A 17,045-nucleotide genomic window follows, 5' to 3' on the forward strand; every position below is an offset into this window, starting at 1 on the left:
TATGCCCAGGTGGCGGAATTGGTAGACGCGCACGTTTCAGGTGCGTGTGTCGAGAGGCATGCAGGTTCGAGTCCTGTTCTGGGCACCAAGGTAAAGCAGTCGGTTCTTTGAATTGTTGAAAGTAAGTTGGAGAGGTGGCGGAATTGGTAGACGCGCTACTTTGAGGGGGTAGTGACAATTATGTCGTGGGAGTTCGAGTCTCCTTCTCTTCACGCTTTTATACATTGCGGAAATAGCTCAGTTGGTAGAGCATAACCTTGCCAAGGTTAGGGTCGCGAGTTCGAGTCTCGTTTTCCGCTCTTTCAGATGTATTGAAGATGACTTATGCCCAGGTGGCGGAATTGGTAGACGCGCACGTTTCAGGTGCGTGTGTCGAGAGGCATGCAGGTTCGAGTCCTGTTCTGGGCACTTTACTCCTCAAAAAAGGAGAGTCATCCCATGCGGAAATAGCTCAGTTGGTAGAGCATAACCTTGCCAAGGTTAGGGTCGCGAGTTCGAGTCTCGTTTTCCGCTCTTTTCAGATAAAAAAATCCCGCAAGCATTGTTCGGTGCTTGCGGGATTTTTTTGTTGTATGGAAGTTGTTGTTACAGTTTCTGTAATGAGAATCCGAGCATCATTCCGTCGTAGCTGTTGGCCAGCGAGCCGATACTCTTCAGAGTGGAGTTGCTGCTTTTGCTGGAGAGGAAGGTTATCAGTTTCAGTAGCTTGTCCGATTCGAACAGCAGGTCCATAGTTGTGGAGGTAGCGTTGACCTTGGCATTCATACCTATCAGCTTGGCGAATTTCAAGTTGACCTTTTGGGTGGATGCATTGTAGGAGTAGCTTCCCTTCATGCTCTTTTGCCCTACTTTGGCGCTGAATGTGCTGTCGGCGTTGAATGTGAATGACATTTGCCCGGCTTTGATGCCTACTTTGGCAAGCTGTTCGTCCAGTTTCTTTTCTGCGGCTGTGGCGGCAACGGCACCGCCGGCTTTCTGCAGCAGGTTGTCCGATTCGAATTCAATGGCGGAGCCGGTATACGACCAAGTGCCGGTCATATCCGCTGTTGACTTGCCGGTCACGGCATTTACCGCCTTCTCTATATTTTCTTTGTTGAACAAATCCTTGATGGATTGTGCGTGACTATTGCCGGTCAGCAGTAGTGCGGCAACAAACAGTTGCCAAAAAACTAATCTTTTCATTTTACTTATGTCTATTGTTTGCTATTCAGGCTTTTGTTGATACTTTCGATATAGTCCAGCAGCTCTTTCCGTCCCATGCGGTTTTCAGAAGAGGTGATGAAGTAGGGAGGCAGCTCTTCCCACTGTTCCTTCAACTGTTCCAGGTATTCGTTGATGTGGGTGTTCAGTCTGCCGCCTTTCAGTTTGTCGGCCTTTGTGAAGACGATGGCAAAGGGTACGCCGTTCTCGCCCAGCCATTCCGTAAACTCGAGGTCGATGGCTTGGGGAGCCAGCCGGCTATCTATAAGAACAAACAGACAAGTCATCTGTTCGCGTTGCAGTATATAACTTTCTATAATACGTTTGATTTGTTCCTGCCCTTTCTGTCCCCGTTTGGCGTAGCCGTATCCCGGAAGGTCTACAATGTACCAGCTCTTGTTGATGAGGAAATGGTTGATGAGCATGGTCTTTCCCGGTGTGGCAGAGGTCATGGCAAGCCCTTTTCTCCCGGTCAGCATATTGATGAGACTGGATTTTCCTACGTTGGAGCGTCCGATGAAAGCATATTCGGGAAATGTGCCTGCGGGGCATTTCCGCACGTCTGTGTTACTGATGACGAATTCAGCGTTTGTAATATCCATTTTGTTGCCTTTTTGGGGTTTTACGTGTGGCAAAGGTAGCACTAATTTCATAAGTTTGCACTATCTTTGCCCAGAAAGCGAAGATAGGCTGCACCTCAGTATAAAAAATGAACGAGTTCATTTTATTCTGCATTCGGTTTGCACTATCTTTGTGGCCAATAGGAGAATTTTAAGTATGAATGGACAGTTTCCCTCTACATTATTGGAGAAGGCGGTAAATGAGTTTGCCAAGTTGCCCGGAGTGGGACGCAAGACGGCTATGAGGCTGGTTCTTCACCTGCTCCGCCAGGATACGGCAGTGGTGGAAGCGTTCGGCAATGCCATCGTGACGCTGAAGCATGAAGTGAAATATTGCAAGGTATGCCATAATATATCAGATACGGAGACGTGCCGCATCTGTTCCAGTCCGCAACGGGACGCTTCTGTGGTTTGTGTGGTAGAGAACATCCGCGATGTGATGGCTGTGGAAGCCACACAACAGTTCCGTGGTTTGTATCACGTGCTGGGAGGTGTCATCTCGCCGATGGATGGCATTGGCCCCGGAGACTTGCAGATAGAAAGCCTTGTGCAGCGGGTAGCCGCCGGCGGCATCAATGAAGTGATTCTTGCGCTGAGCACGACGATGGAGGGAGATACCACCAACTTTTATATCTACCGCAAGCTGGAAAAACTGGGCGTGAAGCTCTCTGTCATAGCCCGTGGCATTTCCATCGGCGACGAATTGGAGTATACGGATGAAGTGACTCTGGGACGCAGTATTGTGAACCGCACTCCATTTTCCGGAACTGCCTGATTGTTTGGGCCATTATCAATTATTCATTATCCACTATCAATTTACTAAATGGAAGAACAAATAAAGAAGACCGCAGCGCGTGTCCGAACAACTTTTGCCTATTTCTGGATGCTTCCCATCCTGCTCGTTCTACTTGGAGAAACCGGAGGCGGATGGGTAGGTATGTATGCCGGAGATGTACGTGCCACCTATATGGCTGAGACAGTAACCATTCTGCTGGCTGCCTCTTGCGTACCCATAGCCTTGAAACTCTTTTCATGGGTATTAATCCGGAAAATAGATGTAGTGACGCTTCCCGAAGCCCTCCGTCTCTATGCGCTGTGGAGTGGCGTGCGGCTGGCATTGCTTGCCATACCGGTGCTTGCAGGCTTTTTCACCTATTATATCATGTTGAGCAGTACGGGTGCACTGTGTGCACTGATAGGACTGACGGCTTCTCTGTTCTGCCTGCCGGGTGAGGGACGCCTGCGTAAAGAACTGCATATCAATAAAGAAGAAGAAATGTAACCGACTGGAAGATATGAATAAATCTTATTTCTGCAGTGAAAGGGTGCGTCTCCGTGCTATGGAGCCGGAAGATCTGGAAGTGATGTATGCCATGGAGAATGATTCCCAGACTTGGGATGTGACGAACTTCACCGTGCCCTATTCCAGATTTGTCTTGAAACAATATATTGAGAATTCCGAGTGCGATATGTTTGCCGACCGCCAGCTGCGTATGATGATTGTACGTGCAGAGGATGATGTGGTGATAGGTACCATCGATATTACAGAGTTTTCTCCCATGCATGCCCGGGGAGAGGTGGGCATTGCCATACGGAAGGAGTATCAGGGCAATGGTTATGCCAAGGAAGCGCTGCGTTTGCTGTGCGACTATGTTTTCAGTTTCTTGTATCTGAAACAGTTGATAGTCCATATCTCGGTGGATAATGAGGCAAGTATCCGCCTTTTTGAATCCTGCGGTTTTGTGCGTTGCGGGCTTTTGAAGGAGTGGTGGCGCGTAGGAGGATGCTATAAGGATGTCGTGCTGTTGCAACTTCTCCGAAGCACTAATTGAGCGTTGGAATCTGAGGGAAACGCGACCATATTTCATATTTTGCTCCCAGCTTGCACAATGCCTTCTTCCAGAGTGTGCCGCTGGCCGCCTCGTTCATTAGCGAACTGATGTTTTCTTTGCCTACCAGCCAGGTGTTTTCTTCAATTTCCCGGCCCAGTTGTTCGTACTCCCAGCCGGAGTATCCCAAGAAGAATCTGATTCTGCCTTGAACGGGATTTCCCTGCATGATGTAGTTTTTAATGGCTTCAAAGTCACCGTTCAGGTAGAAGCCTTTGCCGATGGACAGCGCTCCGGTAATACCCTCGAGCGTGTGCAGATAGAACAATGTATCTGTGCTGAGTGGTCCTCCTTTATAGATAGGTATACTTTCCGGGCAGTCGAAGTCTTTCAGCACATCATTCAAGAATAGGGGGAGCGGTTTGTTCAGAACCAGTCCCATTGTGCCGTCATGTGTATGGTCCACCAGTAGAATGACGGATCGTCCAAACATATGGTCACACAAAAAGGGTTCGGAAATCAAGACCTTTCCCTGGGCAGGAACCACATGGTTTGTTTCTATCTTGAATAGATTTATATTGCTATACATGCCCCTAATATACATAATATTCCACAATAAACCAAAGTTCTTCGCTGTTTTTCATTTTAAAAGTTTCTTTTCTCAGATTTTATGGCTTTTTTTATTCGGAGAAAATACTTAAGTTTGCAAGTAATTGGCAATTTAATGCAATGAAATATACTACATTATATACGTTAATTTTAGGGCTGTTTTCTATAGGATGGACGGATTGCCCGGAGGATTTTATGGAGCGTATGCAGCGTCCGGGACATTCTGAAATACAGCTTTCTAAAGTGACGATAAGTGGCCGTGTGCTGGATGAAAGCGGGTTTCCGTTGGCCGGTGCCACTATTCAAGAGAAAGAAACTGCCAATGGTGCGATAGCGGATTCGGAAGGAAAATTCACTCTGGTGGTTGCCGATAATGCAGTGCTTCGTGTTTCGTTTATCGGCTACATGTCCCAGGATATTGAGGTGGAAGGACATTCGACCTTTCATATCACACTAAGAGAAGATATGATAGAGCTGGATAACGTTATTGTTACCGCTTTGGGTATCGAAAAGAAAGAAAATTCTCTTTCTTACGCCACAGATTTAATAAAAAACGAGGAGTTGACGCGAGTAAAAATGCCCAACTTAATTACTTCGTTGACCGGCAAGTCGGCAGGTGTGCGTGTCAATCAGGTTTCTTCCGGTCTGGGAGCCTCAGCCAAAGTCAGTATCCGTGGAATCCGTTCGGTGGCGAGTGACAACCAACCGCTGTATGTGATAGACGGTGTTCCCATTCTGAACTCCACTTCCGAGCAAGCATACTCTGCCATAGGCGGAACGGCCAATGCCGGCAACCGTGACGGAGGAGACGGCATTTCCAATCTGAATCCTGAAGATATAGAGAGTATCAGTATCCTGAAAGGAGCTCCAGCGGCAGCTTTGTATGGTAGTCAGGCCGCCAATGGGGTGATACTGATTACTACAAAGAAGGGGCAGTCGCACGGGCAGCGCAGTGTTTCTTTCTCGACGAGCCTGATGTTCGACAATGCTTTTGCACTACCCAAGATGCAGAACCGCTATGGAGTAAGTGACGGTGTGGACAGTTGGGGAGAACGGGCAAACCTTCCCGAATATGATAATCTGAGAGACTTCTTCTCTACTGGTGTCACCTCCATAACTTCCATCTCCTTGAGTCACGGCAATGAGAAGTTGCAGAACTATTTCTCCTATGCCAATACTACGGGGCATGGCATCATTGGGAAACATAACCTTTCGAAGCACAACCTCACTTTCAGAGAGACTTCCGTTCTGTTGAATTCCCGTCTGAAGTTAGATGGCAGTATGAACCTGATGCGCCAGGTGGTGAAGAACAAGCCTACCGTGGGTGGTTTCTACATGAATCCTTTGGTGGGGCTCTACCGTTTTCCACGGGGTGAGGATATTTCTTATTATAAGGAGAACTTCGAGGTTTATGATGAGGGTAGAAACCTGAACATACAGAATTGGCATACCTCCTACGAGGATTTTGAGCAGAATCCCTACTGGATTACCAATCGCATATTGAGCAAGGAGAACCGTATGCATGTCATAGTCTCCTTATCTGCCAATCTGAAGATAAACGATTGGTTAAGCCTGCAGGCCCGTGGCAATGTAGACTATATTAACGACAAGGTGCGCCAGCAGTTCTATGCCTCTACCGCTCCGGCGTTAGCGGGAGCCAATGGGCGTTATATCGAGATGGACTATCAGGAAACCCAATATTACGGAGACGCCATACTGATGATGAAAAAGCAGTGGGATGCATTCTCTCTCAACGCGGCGCTCGGTGCCAGTATCAATGACAAGACAGTGAACTCCACCCGCTATGACTCTAAAACAGCTTCGCTGAAATATGCCAATGTGTTCAATCTGGCCAATATCATCATGAATGGTTCCGCTGGGCTGGACCAGAAGATTGATGCACGGCGCCAATTGCAGTCCTTGTTTGCGACGGCACAACTGGGCTACAACGAGTTTGTCTATCTTGATTTGTCGGCCCGTAATGACTGGTCCTCCACACTGGCTTATACATCTCATGAGAAAAGCGGGTTCTTCTATCCCTCCGTGGGATTTTCGCTGATATTCAATAAGCTGATGACTTTACCCCGATGGGTGTCACTGGCAAAGATAAGGGGGGCATACAGCATGGTGGGCAATGATATTCCCATGTTCATCACAAATCCTTCCTCGCATATCACGGCGGGTGGAGAGTTCCTGGCAAGTGATGCCGCGCCGTTCAAGGATATGGAACCGGAGATGACGCATTCCTTTGAGGCGGGTATAGAAGCGCGTTTTTTAAAGAACCGCATTGGTTTGAATGCCACTTTCTATAAGACGAATACCCGGAACCAGTTCTTCAAGCTTCCTACTCTGTCGGGCGATAAATATGCCTACCGTTATGTCAATGCGGGTGATATACAGAATGTGGGGTGGGAGATTTCATTGGATGCCGTTCCTTTGCTGACAAACCATTTCAAGTGGAAAACAGAGGTGAACTTCTCCACCAACCGCAACAAGATAATTTCACTGCACGAAGCGCTGAAGGAGTTTCTTTACGGTCCTACCAGCTTCTCGTCCAGTTATGCCATGAAATTGGTGAAAGGGGGCTCTATCGGTGACATCTACGGAAAAGCTTTTGTACGTGACGATGTGGGCAATATCGTTTACGGCACGGAAGGAGACAATACCGGCATGCCTTTGGTGGAAGGTGATGGCAATACGGTGAAAGTGGGCAATGCCAATCCAAAACTGATGCTGGGCTGGAATCATATGCTGTCTTACAAGAATTTTTCTTTCTATTTTCTGGTGGATTGTCGCTTTGGAGGCGATATTTTGTCCCAGACGCAGGCGGATATGGATATGTATGGCGTTTCTGAAGTCACGGCCCGGGCCAGAGACAAAGGTTATGTAATGCTTGAAGGTAACCGGATAGATAATGTGAAAGGATTTTATAAGAATGTTGTAGGCGGACGGGCCGGGGTGACGGAATATTATATGTATGATGCCACGAACATCAGGCTGCGTGAGCTGTCCGTGGGCTACCAACTGCCTGCAGCCTGGATGGAAAAGACCAAAGTCCTCAAGCGGGCACAACTGTCCTTTTCTGGACGCAACTTGTTCTTCTTCTACAAAAAGGCGCCTTTCGACCCTGACCTGGTACTCTCTACGGGCAACGATAACCAGGGAATTGAAGTCTACGGTATGCCTACCACGCGTAGTTGGGGATTTTCTTTGAAGTGTGAATTTTAAGAGGGGGAGGGAGACTTGATATGAAGAGGATTATAGTACTGATTGGCATGGTTTTCGTGTTTCTGGCTTGTACGGGAGACTTTAAGGAAATCAATACGGACAAGTCCGGCGTGACGGACGAGGACTTGCAGGCCGACTGTAACGAACATGGCATCCGTCTTGGAATCATCCAGCAAGGCATCTATTTCAATTACGACTACGGAAAGGGGAAGAACTGGCCTTTTCAATTGACCCAGAATTTGAATGCCGACATGTTCAGCGGTTACATGCACGATGCCAAGCCTCTGAATGGAGGTTCGCACAATTCGGACTACAACTTGCAGGATGGATGGAACAGTGCCATGTGGGGACATACCTATGAGTATGTTTTCCCGCAGATATATCAGTCGGAGAATGCCACACGTGACCGTATGCCTGCCTTTTTCGGCATTACCAAGATACTGAAGGTGGAAGTGATGCACCGTGTCACGGACTATTACGGCCCTATTGTGTATAGTCATTTTGCCGATCCCGAAGCCCGTTATATGCCCGACACGCAGAAAGAGGTCTATAATGCATTTTTCTGTGAACTCGATACGGCTGTAGCTGTACTTTCCGATTATATTGTCGAGCATCCGGGAGCTTCGGAGTTTGCGCGTTTCGATATGTTGTTGGACGGTGATTATGACTCTTGGATAAAGTTTGCCAACTCGTTGAGGATGCGGCTTGCCATGCGCATTGCGGTAGCCAGTCCGGAGAAGGCAAAAACGGAATTCCGTAAAGCGATGGATAATGAATACGGAGTCATTCGGGAGGCGGACGAGTCGGTGGCGGTTTCCACGGCGAGTGGATATACCAATCCGTTGGGCGAGATAAACCTTGTTTGGAATGAAGCTTATATGGGAGCGCCGATGGAGTCCATACTGAACGGATATGAAGATCCCCGTCGTGAAATCTATTTTGCCACTTGCCAGGATGAACAGTTTGCAGGCGAGTATCGCGGCATTCGTCAGGGTACATGCTTTGCACATAACTATTATAATACACTCTCAAAATTGAAAGTCACCCAGCAGACTGATGCAGTGTTGATGCCGGCAGCAGAAGTCTGGTTCCTGCGTGCCGAGGCTGCCCTACGGGGATGGACCGATGAGTCGGCGAAAACCTGCTATGAAGAAGGGGTAATGGCTTCTTTCCGTCAGTATGGCATCTTGCAGTCCGACGCTTATCTGGAGAGCGACTTGTTGCCTGCCGATTTTGTGGATACCTACGATATGGAGAATGATATTACCGCCCGTTGCCAAGTTTCGCCACGCTGGCTGGAGTCAGCGGATAGGGATACGAAACTGGAGAAGATTATTACCCAAAAATGGATTGCCATGTTTCCCGAAGGGTGTGAGGCTTGGGCTGAACAGCGCCGGACGGGGTATCCCCGGCTATTCCCCGTACGCTTTAATCACAGTAAAGACGGGTGCATAGATACTGAGACAATGATTCGCCGTCTGAACTTTCCCGGCGGACTGAAGACGGAGAATGCCGAGCAGTATGCCGCTTTGGTAGAGGCACTGGGTGGGGATGACAATGCCGGTACCCGATTGTGGTGGGATACCGGCATCAACTGGTAGAGATACCTTATTTATATAGGGATATTTTTTATTGGATGGGGTGATTCTCGGCAAAAATCGCCATACGTTCGTCCAACTGGTCGTACTGATGGTCTTGGATAAAGGAAGTGCAGGCACGCAATCCTTCTTGATGGCTTCCGGTGGTCACCAGCGAAATGGCGCTTACACCGTAGTACATTAGTTCCCGCGCAAGTTCTCCGCTACTCATGCCCGGATAACCGATGGTGAAATAGAAACCGTCGGCAACGGGATCACCCAAATCATTGTCGTATACCAAGTGGAAACCGTGGCGCAAGAAGATTTCTTTCAGGCGGCGGGCACGCTCACCGTATACTTTCACTTCATCAAGGAAGTTGTATTGACCTTCATTGGCTGCTTTAAGCATGGCGGCAAGAGCATACTGCGCAGAGTGGCTGGTGCCGGAGGAGAGCGCATAGAGTACGCGGTGGATGAATACTGTGCCGAAGGTGCCGCCGCCGTAGCGTTGTGTCAACCCGGGATAGGCCCGATGATACAGTTTGTCCGAAATGCAGCTGACACCGATACGTTGACCGGCATAGCTGAAAGCTTTGGAACCGGAAATGAGCAGCACGTAATAGTCCGTATAGTGTGCCACAGAAGGTTGGTAAGGCGCTTGGAACGGTTTGCTCAAGTCTTGGCGGAAGTCCATGGCAAAGTAGGCGAGGTCTTCCAGCACAATGACGTCATATTGGGTTGCCAGTTCGCCGATGATGCGCAACTCTTCTTCTTTCAGGCAAATCCAGCTGGGGTTGTTGGGATTGGAATAGACGATGGCGGAGATATTGCCTTTGCTGAGGTAACTTTCCAGCTTCGCTTTCAACTTGTCGCCACGGTAGTCATATACGTCAAAGGTTTCATATTTCTGTCCCATCACGACCAACTGCTGCTTCTGTACCGGGAAACCGGGATCGATGAAGAGAATGGTATCCTTTTTCTCATCGCACTGGCTACATGTGAGAAATGAAGCGAAAGTTCCTTGCATGGAGCCGGTAACTGGTACACAACCTTCGGGGGCTACATCTACATTGATAAAGGCTTTGATGAAACGGGATGCTTCCTGCTTCAAGGCGGGGAGTCCGTTGATGTCCGGGTAGAGGCTGGCAATACCATTCTGCAATGCCTCCACCTCTGCCTTTACGCCGACGGTTGAGGGGGGGAGTCCGGGTACACCCATTTCCATTTTTATGAATTCCACACCCGATGCCGCTTCGGCATTGGCTGCAATGGCTTTTACTTCACGGATGGTTGCTTTGGCAAAGTCTGTGATATGAAAATCTGCGATAGTTTCATCTATCAACTTACGTTCAATAGGAGTATTTCTCATGATTTCAATATTAATTTAGTTTTGCAAAGGTAACATAAATCTCTTATAATCAAGCTATGTTAAAAAAAAGATGATTTTTTTTCTTTCAAGCTATTGCAGATATAAGAATTTTGTCTACCTTTGCAACCGCAATCGAGAGAGATAGCAACGAAAGAATGAAATAATGGTGCGTTAGTTCAGTTGGTTAGAATACATGCCTGTCACGCATGGGGTCACGGGTTCGAGTCCCGTACGCACCGCGAAAGTAAATAATAAATTAAAGCAAAGCTCTGAAATTCAAGGATTTCAGAGCTTTTTTTGTTTTCTGTATCGGCAAGAATAACGATTAAAAACAAATCATGCGTGGGATTATTCGTGGGATTTCTGCCAGTCTTACTATACTCATCTGATGAACTTGAACTTTCTTGCGGTATAATCGGGAATTCGGGTACAAATATCCGTAAATCATATACACCTTCGCTTGTGCTATCGCGGTACCTTTGTCATCAGAAGTTTAACAAGAAAAATAGAGTAATATAGCGTATGGCAAAAACAATTTTAGGAGTTCTGTCACTGCTTGTCATAATGTCGTGCAGTATTCCCGTAAAGGAGAACACCGTTCAACCCAATATAATGGAAACGAACAAGAAAAATCTCGGAAATCTGTTGGCGCTCTATCCCAAGCCGATGACGGTTGTTGGGGCGGAGGTTGAAGGGAAAGTAAACTGGCTAGTGGTAGGGCATACGGGTGTTATTGGACATGAGCGGATACTCATCAGCATGAGTAAAAGCCATTACACTAATCAAGGGATAAAGGACTCAAAACGACTTTCCGTCAATCTAGTGAGTCGTGAAATATTGCCGAAAGCTGACTATGTGGGAAGTGTAAGCGGTGCGACGGTCAATAAGTCGGAGGTGTTTGCCTACCATATTGGCGAAAACGGTACCCCCGTTATAGACGCATCACCCCTCACCATGGAGTGTGAGGTGGTAGACATCTATGAAACTGAAGGTTTCGACAATTTCATTTGTGCGATAGTCAATACATACGCTGCTCCTGAAGTGCTTGATAATAACGGGAAACTTGACTATACGAAGCTGAAACCCGTATTGTTTGAATTTCCGACCTATTCCTACCTTGCCACGGGAGAGATTATCGGCAAATGCCTGAATCTGGATAAGCAGCCGGGTATGTGCGCCAAAGAGCCGATGAGTGCTGACGGTATCGTGCGGTTGTCGAAAATCGAGGTTTATCCGCAGTATCTCGACGAGTATATGAAATACGCAACCGAAGTAGGCGAAATCTCTCTGCGTACCGAATCGGGCGTACTGACTATGTATGCGGTCGGCGAGAAGGAGAATCCCTGTAAGGTGACTATTCTCGAAACCTATGCGAGCCATGCGGCTTATGAAAAACATATTGCATCAGAACACTTTCAGAAATACAAGCAAGGAACGTTGCACATGGTCAAATCATTGGTCTTGTCTGACCAGACGCCACTTAATCCGGCTAACAAGCTCAATAACTTCATGCAATAAATAGAACGACTATGAACAAGATTTTTTTAATTTCAGTATTCAGCATTTTAACACTCAATGTTATGGCACAAGAAAAGATAGTACAGACAGCAGGACGCACCTAGTTGGGTGAGTTTGCTCCTAAATTTGCGGAACTAAACGACGATGTCCTCTTTGGCGAGGTCTGGAGCCGCACCGACAAACTCGGTCTGCGTGACCGTAGTTTGGTAACTATAACTTCTCTTATCAGTCAAGGAATCACGGATAATTCGCTCGTGTTCCACCTTCAGTCGGCAAAAAAGAACGGCATCACCCGTACGGAGATTGCTGAAATCATCACCCATATCGGATTCTATGCCGGTTGGCCCAAAGCGTGGGCAGCGTTTAATCTGGCCAAAGGCGTATGGGCAGAGGACACCGCCGGTGAAGATACCAAAGCCGCGTTCCAGCGTGAAATGATTTTCCCCATTGGAGAACCGAACACAGCATACGCACAGTACTTCATAGGTAACAGCTATCTTGCTCCCGTTTCACGTGAGCAGGTTTCCGTCTCTAACGTCACTTTCGAGCCTCGTTGCCGCAATAACTGGCACATACACCGTGCTACTAAAGGCGGTGGACAGATGCTTATCGGTGTTGCCGGTCGTGGGTGGTATCAAGAAGAAGGCAAGCCGGCAGTAGAGATTCTACCCGGTACGGTTATCCATATCCCTGCAAATGTGAAGCATTGGCACGGTGCTGCTTCTGATGGTTGGTTTGCCCATCTTGCTTTCGAAGTTCCCGGTGAGGATACTTCTAATGAATGGCTAGAGCCGGTGACGGATGAAGAATACGATAAACTTAAATAACACCACCCACACTCCCGTAATTCAAGCGATTACGGGAGTTTTTGTTTTATGGAGCTATGATTTAGTAGCTGGAGGGGACAGCATAATCCGTAATTTGGGTATAGATACCGGGGATTTATCTACACGGCATATGACGGATACCGCCTATTTTTGCATTATCATTAATTTGGTAATAAAAATTAAATAGGAGAAATTATGACTACGAACGAATTTAAAGAATATGTAAAGACGCGTCAAGCGCTTAATACGGAGGAGATACACCGTTTTATGGACGAAATGAGCAGTGAAGCCAGGCGTATCACTTTCCGGCTGAACACCGCATACTATACGCCGGACGAAGTACGTGAGTTGCTATCCGAATTGTTCGGTTATCAAGTTCCGTCATCGTTCCGGGTATTTCCGCCGTTTTATGCCGATTTCGGGAAGAATATAACAGTGGGCGAAGGCGTATTTATTAATGCCTGCTGTCATTTTCAAGACCATGGTGGTGTGATAATCGGCGACGGATGCCAAATTGGGCATAATGTAGTCTTTGCAACGCTCAATCATGGTTTGCCTCCGGCTGAACGCCAAACTACCTATCCGGCACCAATTGTACTAGGCAAGAATGTCTGGGTAGGTTCTAATTCAACGATTCTTCAAGGAGTGACAATTGGTGACAATGCTGTGGTGGGAGCTGGAGCGGTCGTGACGAAAGATGTGGAAGCAAATACAATAGTAGGTGGTGTCCCCGCAAAATTGATAAAGAGAATAGAATAATAAAATTGAAAACAAGATGAAAATAATATCAAATACAGCATTTGGCGGAGAAAGACCTTTGTTCGAATCGCATGACTTACGTATGGAGAATGTAGTTATCCGTGCTGGAGAATCAGCCATCAAGGAATGCAGCAACATCGAAGCTGTTGATTGTCGGTTCGAAGGAAATTATCCCTTCTGGCATGTTCACGGATTTGTTATCGACCGTTGTTTTTTCGATGTCGGCGGGCGTTCGGCACTGTGGTATTCCGACCATCTGAAAATGACTGATACGCGTATCGATGCACCCAAAATGTTTCGCGAGATGCACGACATCGAAATAGAGAATGTAGAGATAAACGATGCCAATGAGGTGTTCTGGCGTTGTAAAAATCTGAATATCAAAAATCTGAAACTGCATGGAGGAACTTATCCGTTCATGTTCAGCAGCGACATCCGCATAGACGGATTGGAAAGCGACAGCAAGTACGTTTTCCAGTATGTGAAGAATGTGGAGTTGCGCAATGCCAAAATCACTACGAAGGATGCCTTCTGGGAGGTGGAGAATGTGACAATCTACGATTCTGAACTCAACGGCGAATATCTCGGCTGGCATTCGCACAATCTCCGGTTGGTGAATTGCCATATAACCGGTGAGCAACCGCTCTGCTATGCCCACGACCTCGTACTGGAGAATTGCACCTTTGGTCCCGACTGCGACCGGGCTTTTGAATATAGTTCGGTGCAGGCAACCATCAAAGGAACAATAGGCGGGGTGAAGAATCCACGGACAGGCTGTATCACTGCCGAAAGCTATGGGGAAATCATTCTCGACGAAAATATAAAGGCGCCTGCCGATTGTGAGTTGAGGCTTTGGGATGGTAACTGGATTTATAAATTATGAAATACGATTTCGATACAATCATCTCGCGTCGCGGGACGAATTCTTATAAATGGGATACTCCCGAAGAGGAGAATGTACTGCCCATGTGGGTGGCGGATATGGATTTTCGTACAGCACCCGCTATTATCGATGCCTTACAAAAGCGGGTGGCGCACGGTATTTTCGGTTATACAAAAGTACCCGAAGCCTATTATGATGCGGTCGTCCGGTGGTTCGATGACCGGCATCGCTGGCAGGTTGATTCCCGGTGGATTATCTATACGAGTGGTGTCGTGCCGGCTCTGTCAGCCATTATCAAAGCCTTGGCCATGCCGGGTGATAAAGTCATCGTTCAGACTCCTGCCTATAATTGTTTCTACTCATCTATCCGTAATGACGGATGCGAGTTGTTTGCCAATAATCTCGTTTATCAGGATGGCCGCTACGTAATCGACTTTGCCGATCTTGAAAGGAAAGCTTCCGATCCGAAAGCAAAAATCCTGCTGCTGTGCAATCCTCACAATCCGGTCGGACGGGTCTGGACTCCGGAAGAACTGCAGCATATAGGTGATATTTGTTTACGGAATGAGGTGTTTGTCGTGGCGGATGAGATTCATTGTGAACTGACTTACGAAGGATATGACTACACACCCTTTGCCTCCTTGTCCGAACGCTTTTTGCAAAATTCCGTCACTTGCGTTTCGCTGAGTAAGGCGTTCAACCTTGCCGGGTTGCAAATCGCCAATATCATCGCAGCCGATGAAGAGGTGCGCCGCCGTATTGACAGAGCCATTAACATCAACGAGGTATGCGACGTCAATCCGTTCGGCGTAATCGCCACAATGGCAGCTTACAACGAAGGTGGGGAATGGCTCGATGCCTTGCGGAAATATCTGCGGGGGAATTACGAATACCTCTGCTGCTTTTTCAAGGAACGGTTACCACAATATCCCGTGCTGCCACTCGAAGGAACTTATTTGGTTTGGATAGACTGCCGTGCTTCCGGTATCAGCTCAGATGTTGTCGCCTTGCGTTTGCAAGAACAACAGCATCTGATGGTCAATTCCGGTACGATGTACGGTCCCGGTGGAGAGGGCTTTATCCGGCTGAATATCGCTTGTCCCCGGGCTCTGCTTGCTGATGGACTGGAACGGATGGCCCGTTTATTCTATCGTGAAGTCTTCTGATTTAAATCCGCTGTAATACCTACCGGCGAAGGCGGTGAACTTCAGGACACAATAATCGGGATCAGTCACTCCTTCGGGGTAGTACATAGTGTCGCCTTCCTGCCATATCATTTCCTTACTGGTGCTGTCCGTCAGTATCTCCATCGTGCCGCGCAGCATTACGCCCTTGAAGAAGCGTGTGTTGCAGACGTAAAGGCATGCCCGGTTATTTTTGAGAAATTGCGAAACGCGCATCGACGAGGTGTTCGTTGATAGGTAAATGTGTTTGATCCCTTCCCTTTTGCGGGTTTGCAACATGGCCTTGATGTTGGGAAAGCCTTCGGCATCCATCGAACCGACAAAGATGGTTTTTTCCTTGTCAATCATGTTTCCTACTGTTTTTTCTGCATTTCTCATTGTTTGTTTTTTTATGGGTTATTGTTTCAAGGGCAAAGATAGCCGGTAAGTGGAACTTTTGTACAATAAAAAAGAAGGAGGATATGTCACTTTTCACGGTTTCTCCATTTTCCGGTAGGCGAGGGGAGTATACCCTATACATTGTCGGAAACTACGTACAAAGTAGGAGACGGTTGAGAAATGAAGTTCGGAGGCTATTTCTGAAATGGGGAGGTCGGTGTAGGTGAGCAGACGCTGGGCTTCGTCTGTAATCTTGTTGAGTATGTACTGCTTGGCATTGATGTTTATGGCCGAAGAGAGGATTTCGTTCAGATAGTTGGGAGTGATGCATAGTTTATCGGCATAGAATTGTACAGAATGCTGCTCCCGGAAGTGCTCCCCAACCAATTCGAAGAATCGGCTGAGGTGGAAGCTGCTGATATCTTTATGTGGCTCCTTACCCGTCTCCGGAGGGATAGAGGTGCGGTAGGCACGGTTGAGTAGCATGAGGACTTCGTAAAGTAAGGCGCGTAATATGCCCGTATCGTGTGGGTGGAAAGAGTCGATTTCGACCTTTATGTCGTGCAGAAGTTGGAGTATTCGTGCATAGAGCCCGTTCGGCAGTTGGAGTTTGTCTACCATTTTTCCCATTCGGAAGAACGGGAGGTGCTGCACGAATAGTGGGTCTTTGAAGAAAGAGGTCAAAAAGGTATCCTCAAAAATTAGAGCATGACCGTTGCCGATACGGTCTGTGTCCCAACTGCGCACCTCACCTGGTTTGGAGAAGAATACATCACCGGGAGCTGCCAAGTGTGTCCGGTTACCGATAGTGAATTCTCCTTCTCCTTCTGTGATGAAGGTGATGTCATAGTAGGTCAGAATATGTACTTTTCCCTGGGTCAAGAATTTCCGGGTATACTGCAAATCAACGACATCTATCAGAAGTTCGCTTCCGTACTTAGTTTTGTAGAAATTGTATCGTGGGATGGCATTTTTCATGGCTTAACATTGTATGATGGCAGTAAAGTTAGAGAAAAAGCTGCTCCGTACAATAGCGAATAGGAAAATGTTGGGTAAAGACCGGG

General features: G+C 47.5%; 15 protein-coding genes, 6 tRNA genes and 1 pseudogene. 16 read left to right on the top strand and 6 right to left on the bottom strand.

The genetic code is table 11. The features are described from left to right. Nucleotides 1-3 precede the first annotated feature (3 nt). The 5 genes from DW039_RS10995 to DW039_RS11015 all read left to right on the top strand — a co-directional run bounded on the left by DW039_RS10995 (nucleotide 4) and on the right by DW039_RS11015 (nucleotide 513). Nucleotides 4-88 (top strand) — tRNA-Leu (locus tag DW039_RS10995). Nucleotides 89-128: 40 nt separating this feature from the next. Next, nucleotides 129-212 (top strand) — tRNA-Leu (locus DW039_RS11000). 14 nt (nucleotides 213-226) lie between these two features. Continuing rightward, nucleotides 227-299: transfer RNA gene (locus tag DW039_RS11005), tRNA-Gly, on the top strand. Between the two features lie 27 nt (nucleotides 300-326). Continuing rightward, nucleotides 327-408: transfer RNA gene (locus DW039_RS11010), tRNA-Leu, on the top strand. Between the two features lie 32 nt (nucleotides 409-440). Then, nucleotides 441-513: transfer RNA gene (locus DW039_RS11015), tRNA-Gly, on the top strand. Between the two features lie 72 nt (nucleotides 514-585). Here the strand turns inward: DW039_RS11015 and DW039_RS11020 are convergent. Both DW039_RS11020 and yihA read right to left on the bottom strand, forming a co-directional pair. Then, nucleotides 586-1,182: a DUF4923 family protein gene (locus DW039_RS11020; RefSeq protein ID WP_044468698.1), complete on the bottom strand. Its 597-nt coding sequence runs from the start codon at nucleotides 1,180-1,182 to the stop codon at nucleotides 586-588. Nucleotides 1,183-1,193: 11 nt separating this feature from the next. Then, complete coding sequence (yihA, locus tag DW039_RS11025; RefSeq protein WP_009036961.1) at nucleotides 1,194-1,802, bottom strand: ribosome biogenesis GTP-binding protein YihA/YsxC; 609 nt, start codon at nucleotides 1,800-1,802, stop codon at nucleotides 1,194-1,196. A 175-nt stretch (nucleotides 1,803-1,977) separates the two neighbouring features. Here yihA and recR point away from each other — a divergent pair, with 175 nt between their 5' ends. From recR to DW039_RS11040, 3 genes are read left to right on the top strand one after another with little or no spacing between them, the layout of a single operon-like run. Further along, entirely contained in the window at nucleotides 1,978-2,595 is a 618-nt protein-coding gene (recR, locus tag DW039_RS11030) for a recombination mediator RecR (protein WP_035448317.1), read from the top strand. Nucleotides 2,596-2,643: 48 nt separating this feature from the next. Further along, entirely contained in the window at nucleotides 2,644-3,102 is a 459-nt protein-coding gene (locus tag DW039_RS11035; RefSeq protein ID WP_009036963.1) for a hypothetical protein, read from the top strand. A gap of 13 nt (nucleotides 3,103-3,115) precedes the next feature. Continuing rightward, nucleotides 3,116-3,652: a GNAT family N-acetyltransferase gene (locus tag DW039_RS11040; RefSeq protein ID WP_057256007.1), complete on the top strand. Its 537-nt coding sequence runs from the start codon at nucleotides 3,116-3,118 to the stop codon at nucleotides 3,650-3,652. On the opposite strand, the gene DW039_RS11045 is transcribed toward DW039_RS11040, so the two are convergent. Next, nucleotides 3,645-4,253, bottom strand: a complete 609-nt coding sequence (locus DW039_RS11045; protein WP_016272660.1) for a YqgE/AlgH family protein — start codon at nucleotides 4,251-4,253, stop codon at nucleotides 3,645-3,647. The two genes, DW039_RS11040 and DW039_RS11045, sit on opposite strands and share 8 nt — an antisense overlap. A 125-nt stretch (nucleotides 4,254-4,378) precedes the next feature. Between DW039_RS11045 and DW039_RS11050 the strand changes: the two genes are divergently transcribed. Both DW039_RS11050 and DW039_RS11055 read left to right on the top strand, forming a co-directional pair. Further along, a complete protein-coding gene (locus DW039_RS11050; RefSeq protein ID WP_117588762.1) occupies nucleotides 4,379-7,486 on the top strand; it encodes a SusC/RagA family TonB-linked outer membrane protein in 3,108 nt (1,035 codons plus the stop codon). Nucleotides 7,487-7,506: 20 nt separating this feature from the next. Next, a complete protein-coding gene (locus tag DW039_RS11055; RefSeq protein ID WP_120381946.1) occupies nucleotides 7,507-9,087 on the top strand; it encodes a SusD/RagB family nutrient-binding outer membrane lipoprotein in 1,581 nt (526 codons plus the stop codon). Between the two features lie 28 nt (nucleotides 9,088-9,115). Here the strand turns inward: DW039_RS11055 and DW039_RS11060 are convergent, their stop codons facing one another. Continuing rightward, nucleotides 9,116-10,432 carry a pyridoxal phosphate-dependent aminotransferase gene (locus tag DW039_RS11060; RefSeq protein ID WP_117703947.1) on the bottom strand — a complete coding sequence of 439 codons (1,317 nt, stop codon included), beginning with the start codon at nucleotides 10,430-10,432 and terminating at the stop codon, nucleotides 9,116-9,118. A 165-nt stretch (nucleotides 10,433-10,597) separates the two neighbouring features. Here DW039_RS11060 and DW039_RS11065 point away from each other — a divergent pair. The 6 genes and pseudogenes from DW039_RS11065 (at nucleotide 10,598) to DW039_RS11090 (ending at nucleotide 15,585) form a co-directional block, all read left to right on the top strand. Beyond that, nucleotides 10,598-10,671 (top strand) — tRNA-Asp (locus tag DW039_RS11065). Nucleotides 10,672-10,954: 283 nt separating this feature from the next. Continuing rightward, nucleotides 10,955-11,950, top strand: coding sequence for a flavin reductase (locus DW039_RS11070; RefSeq protein WP_120381947.1), 996 nt, complete (start codon nucleotides 10,955-10,957; stop codon nucleotides 11,948-11,950). Between the two features lie 11 nt (nucleotides 11,951-11,961). Beyond that, a pseudogene (locus tag DW039_RS11075) lies at nucleotides 11,962-12,777 on the top strand (carboxymuconolactone decarboxylase family protein). Nucleotides 12,778-12,972: 195 nt separating this feature from the next. Next, on the top strand, nucleotides 12,973-13,536 hold the full coding sequence (locus DW039_RS11080) for a sugar O-acetyltransferase (RefSeq protein WP_009038624.1): 564 nt from the start codon (nucleotides 12,973-12,975) through the stop codon (nucleotides 13,534-13,536). A gap of 16 nt (nucleotides 13,537-13,552) precedes the next feature. Continuing rightward, a complete protein-coding gene (locus DW039_RS11085) occupies nucleotides 13,553-14,419 on the top strand; it encodes a DUF3737 family protein (RefSeq protein WP_005836547.1) in 867 nt (288 codons plus the stop codon). Then, nucleotides 14,416-15,585, top strand: a complete 1,170-nt coding sequence (locus DW039_RS11090) for a MalY/PatB family protein (protein WP_117703944.1) — start codon at nucleotides 14,416-14,418, stop codon at nucleotides 15,583-15,585. The genes DW039_RS11085 and DW039_RS11090 overlap by 4 nt, the downstream gene beginning before the upstream one ends. Here DW039_RS11090 and DW039_RS11095 read toward each other — a convergent pair. Together DW039_RS11095 and DW039_RS11100 are read right to left on the bottom strand one after the other, a co-directional pair. After that, complete coding sequence (locus DW039_RS11095) at nucleotides 15,562-15,981, bottom strand: pyridoxamine 5'-phosphate oxidase family protein (protein ID WP_117599484.1); 420 nt, start codon at nucleotides 15,979-15,981, stop codon at nucleotides 15,562-15,564. The genes DW039_RS11090 and DW039_RS11095 overlap by 24 nt on opposite strands. 93 nt (nucleotides 15,982-16,074) lie before the next feature. Then, nucleotides 16,075-16,959: an AraC family transcriptional regulator gene (locus DW039_RS11100; RefSeq protein ID WP_117703943.1), complete on the bottom strand. Its 885-nt coding sequence runs from the start codon at nucleotides 16,957-16,959 to the stop codon at nucleotides 16,075-16,077. Nucleotides 16,960-17,045 lie beyond the last annotated feature (86 nt).

Source organism: Bacteroides sp. AF39-16AC (assembly GCF_003602735.1).
Taxonomy (GTDB): Bacteria; Bacteroidota; Bacteroidia; order Bacteroidales; family Bacteroidaceae; genus Bacteroides; species Bacteroides uniformis.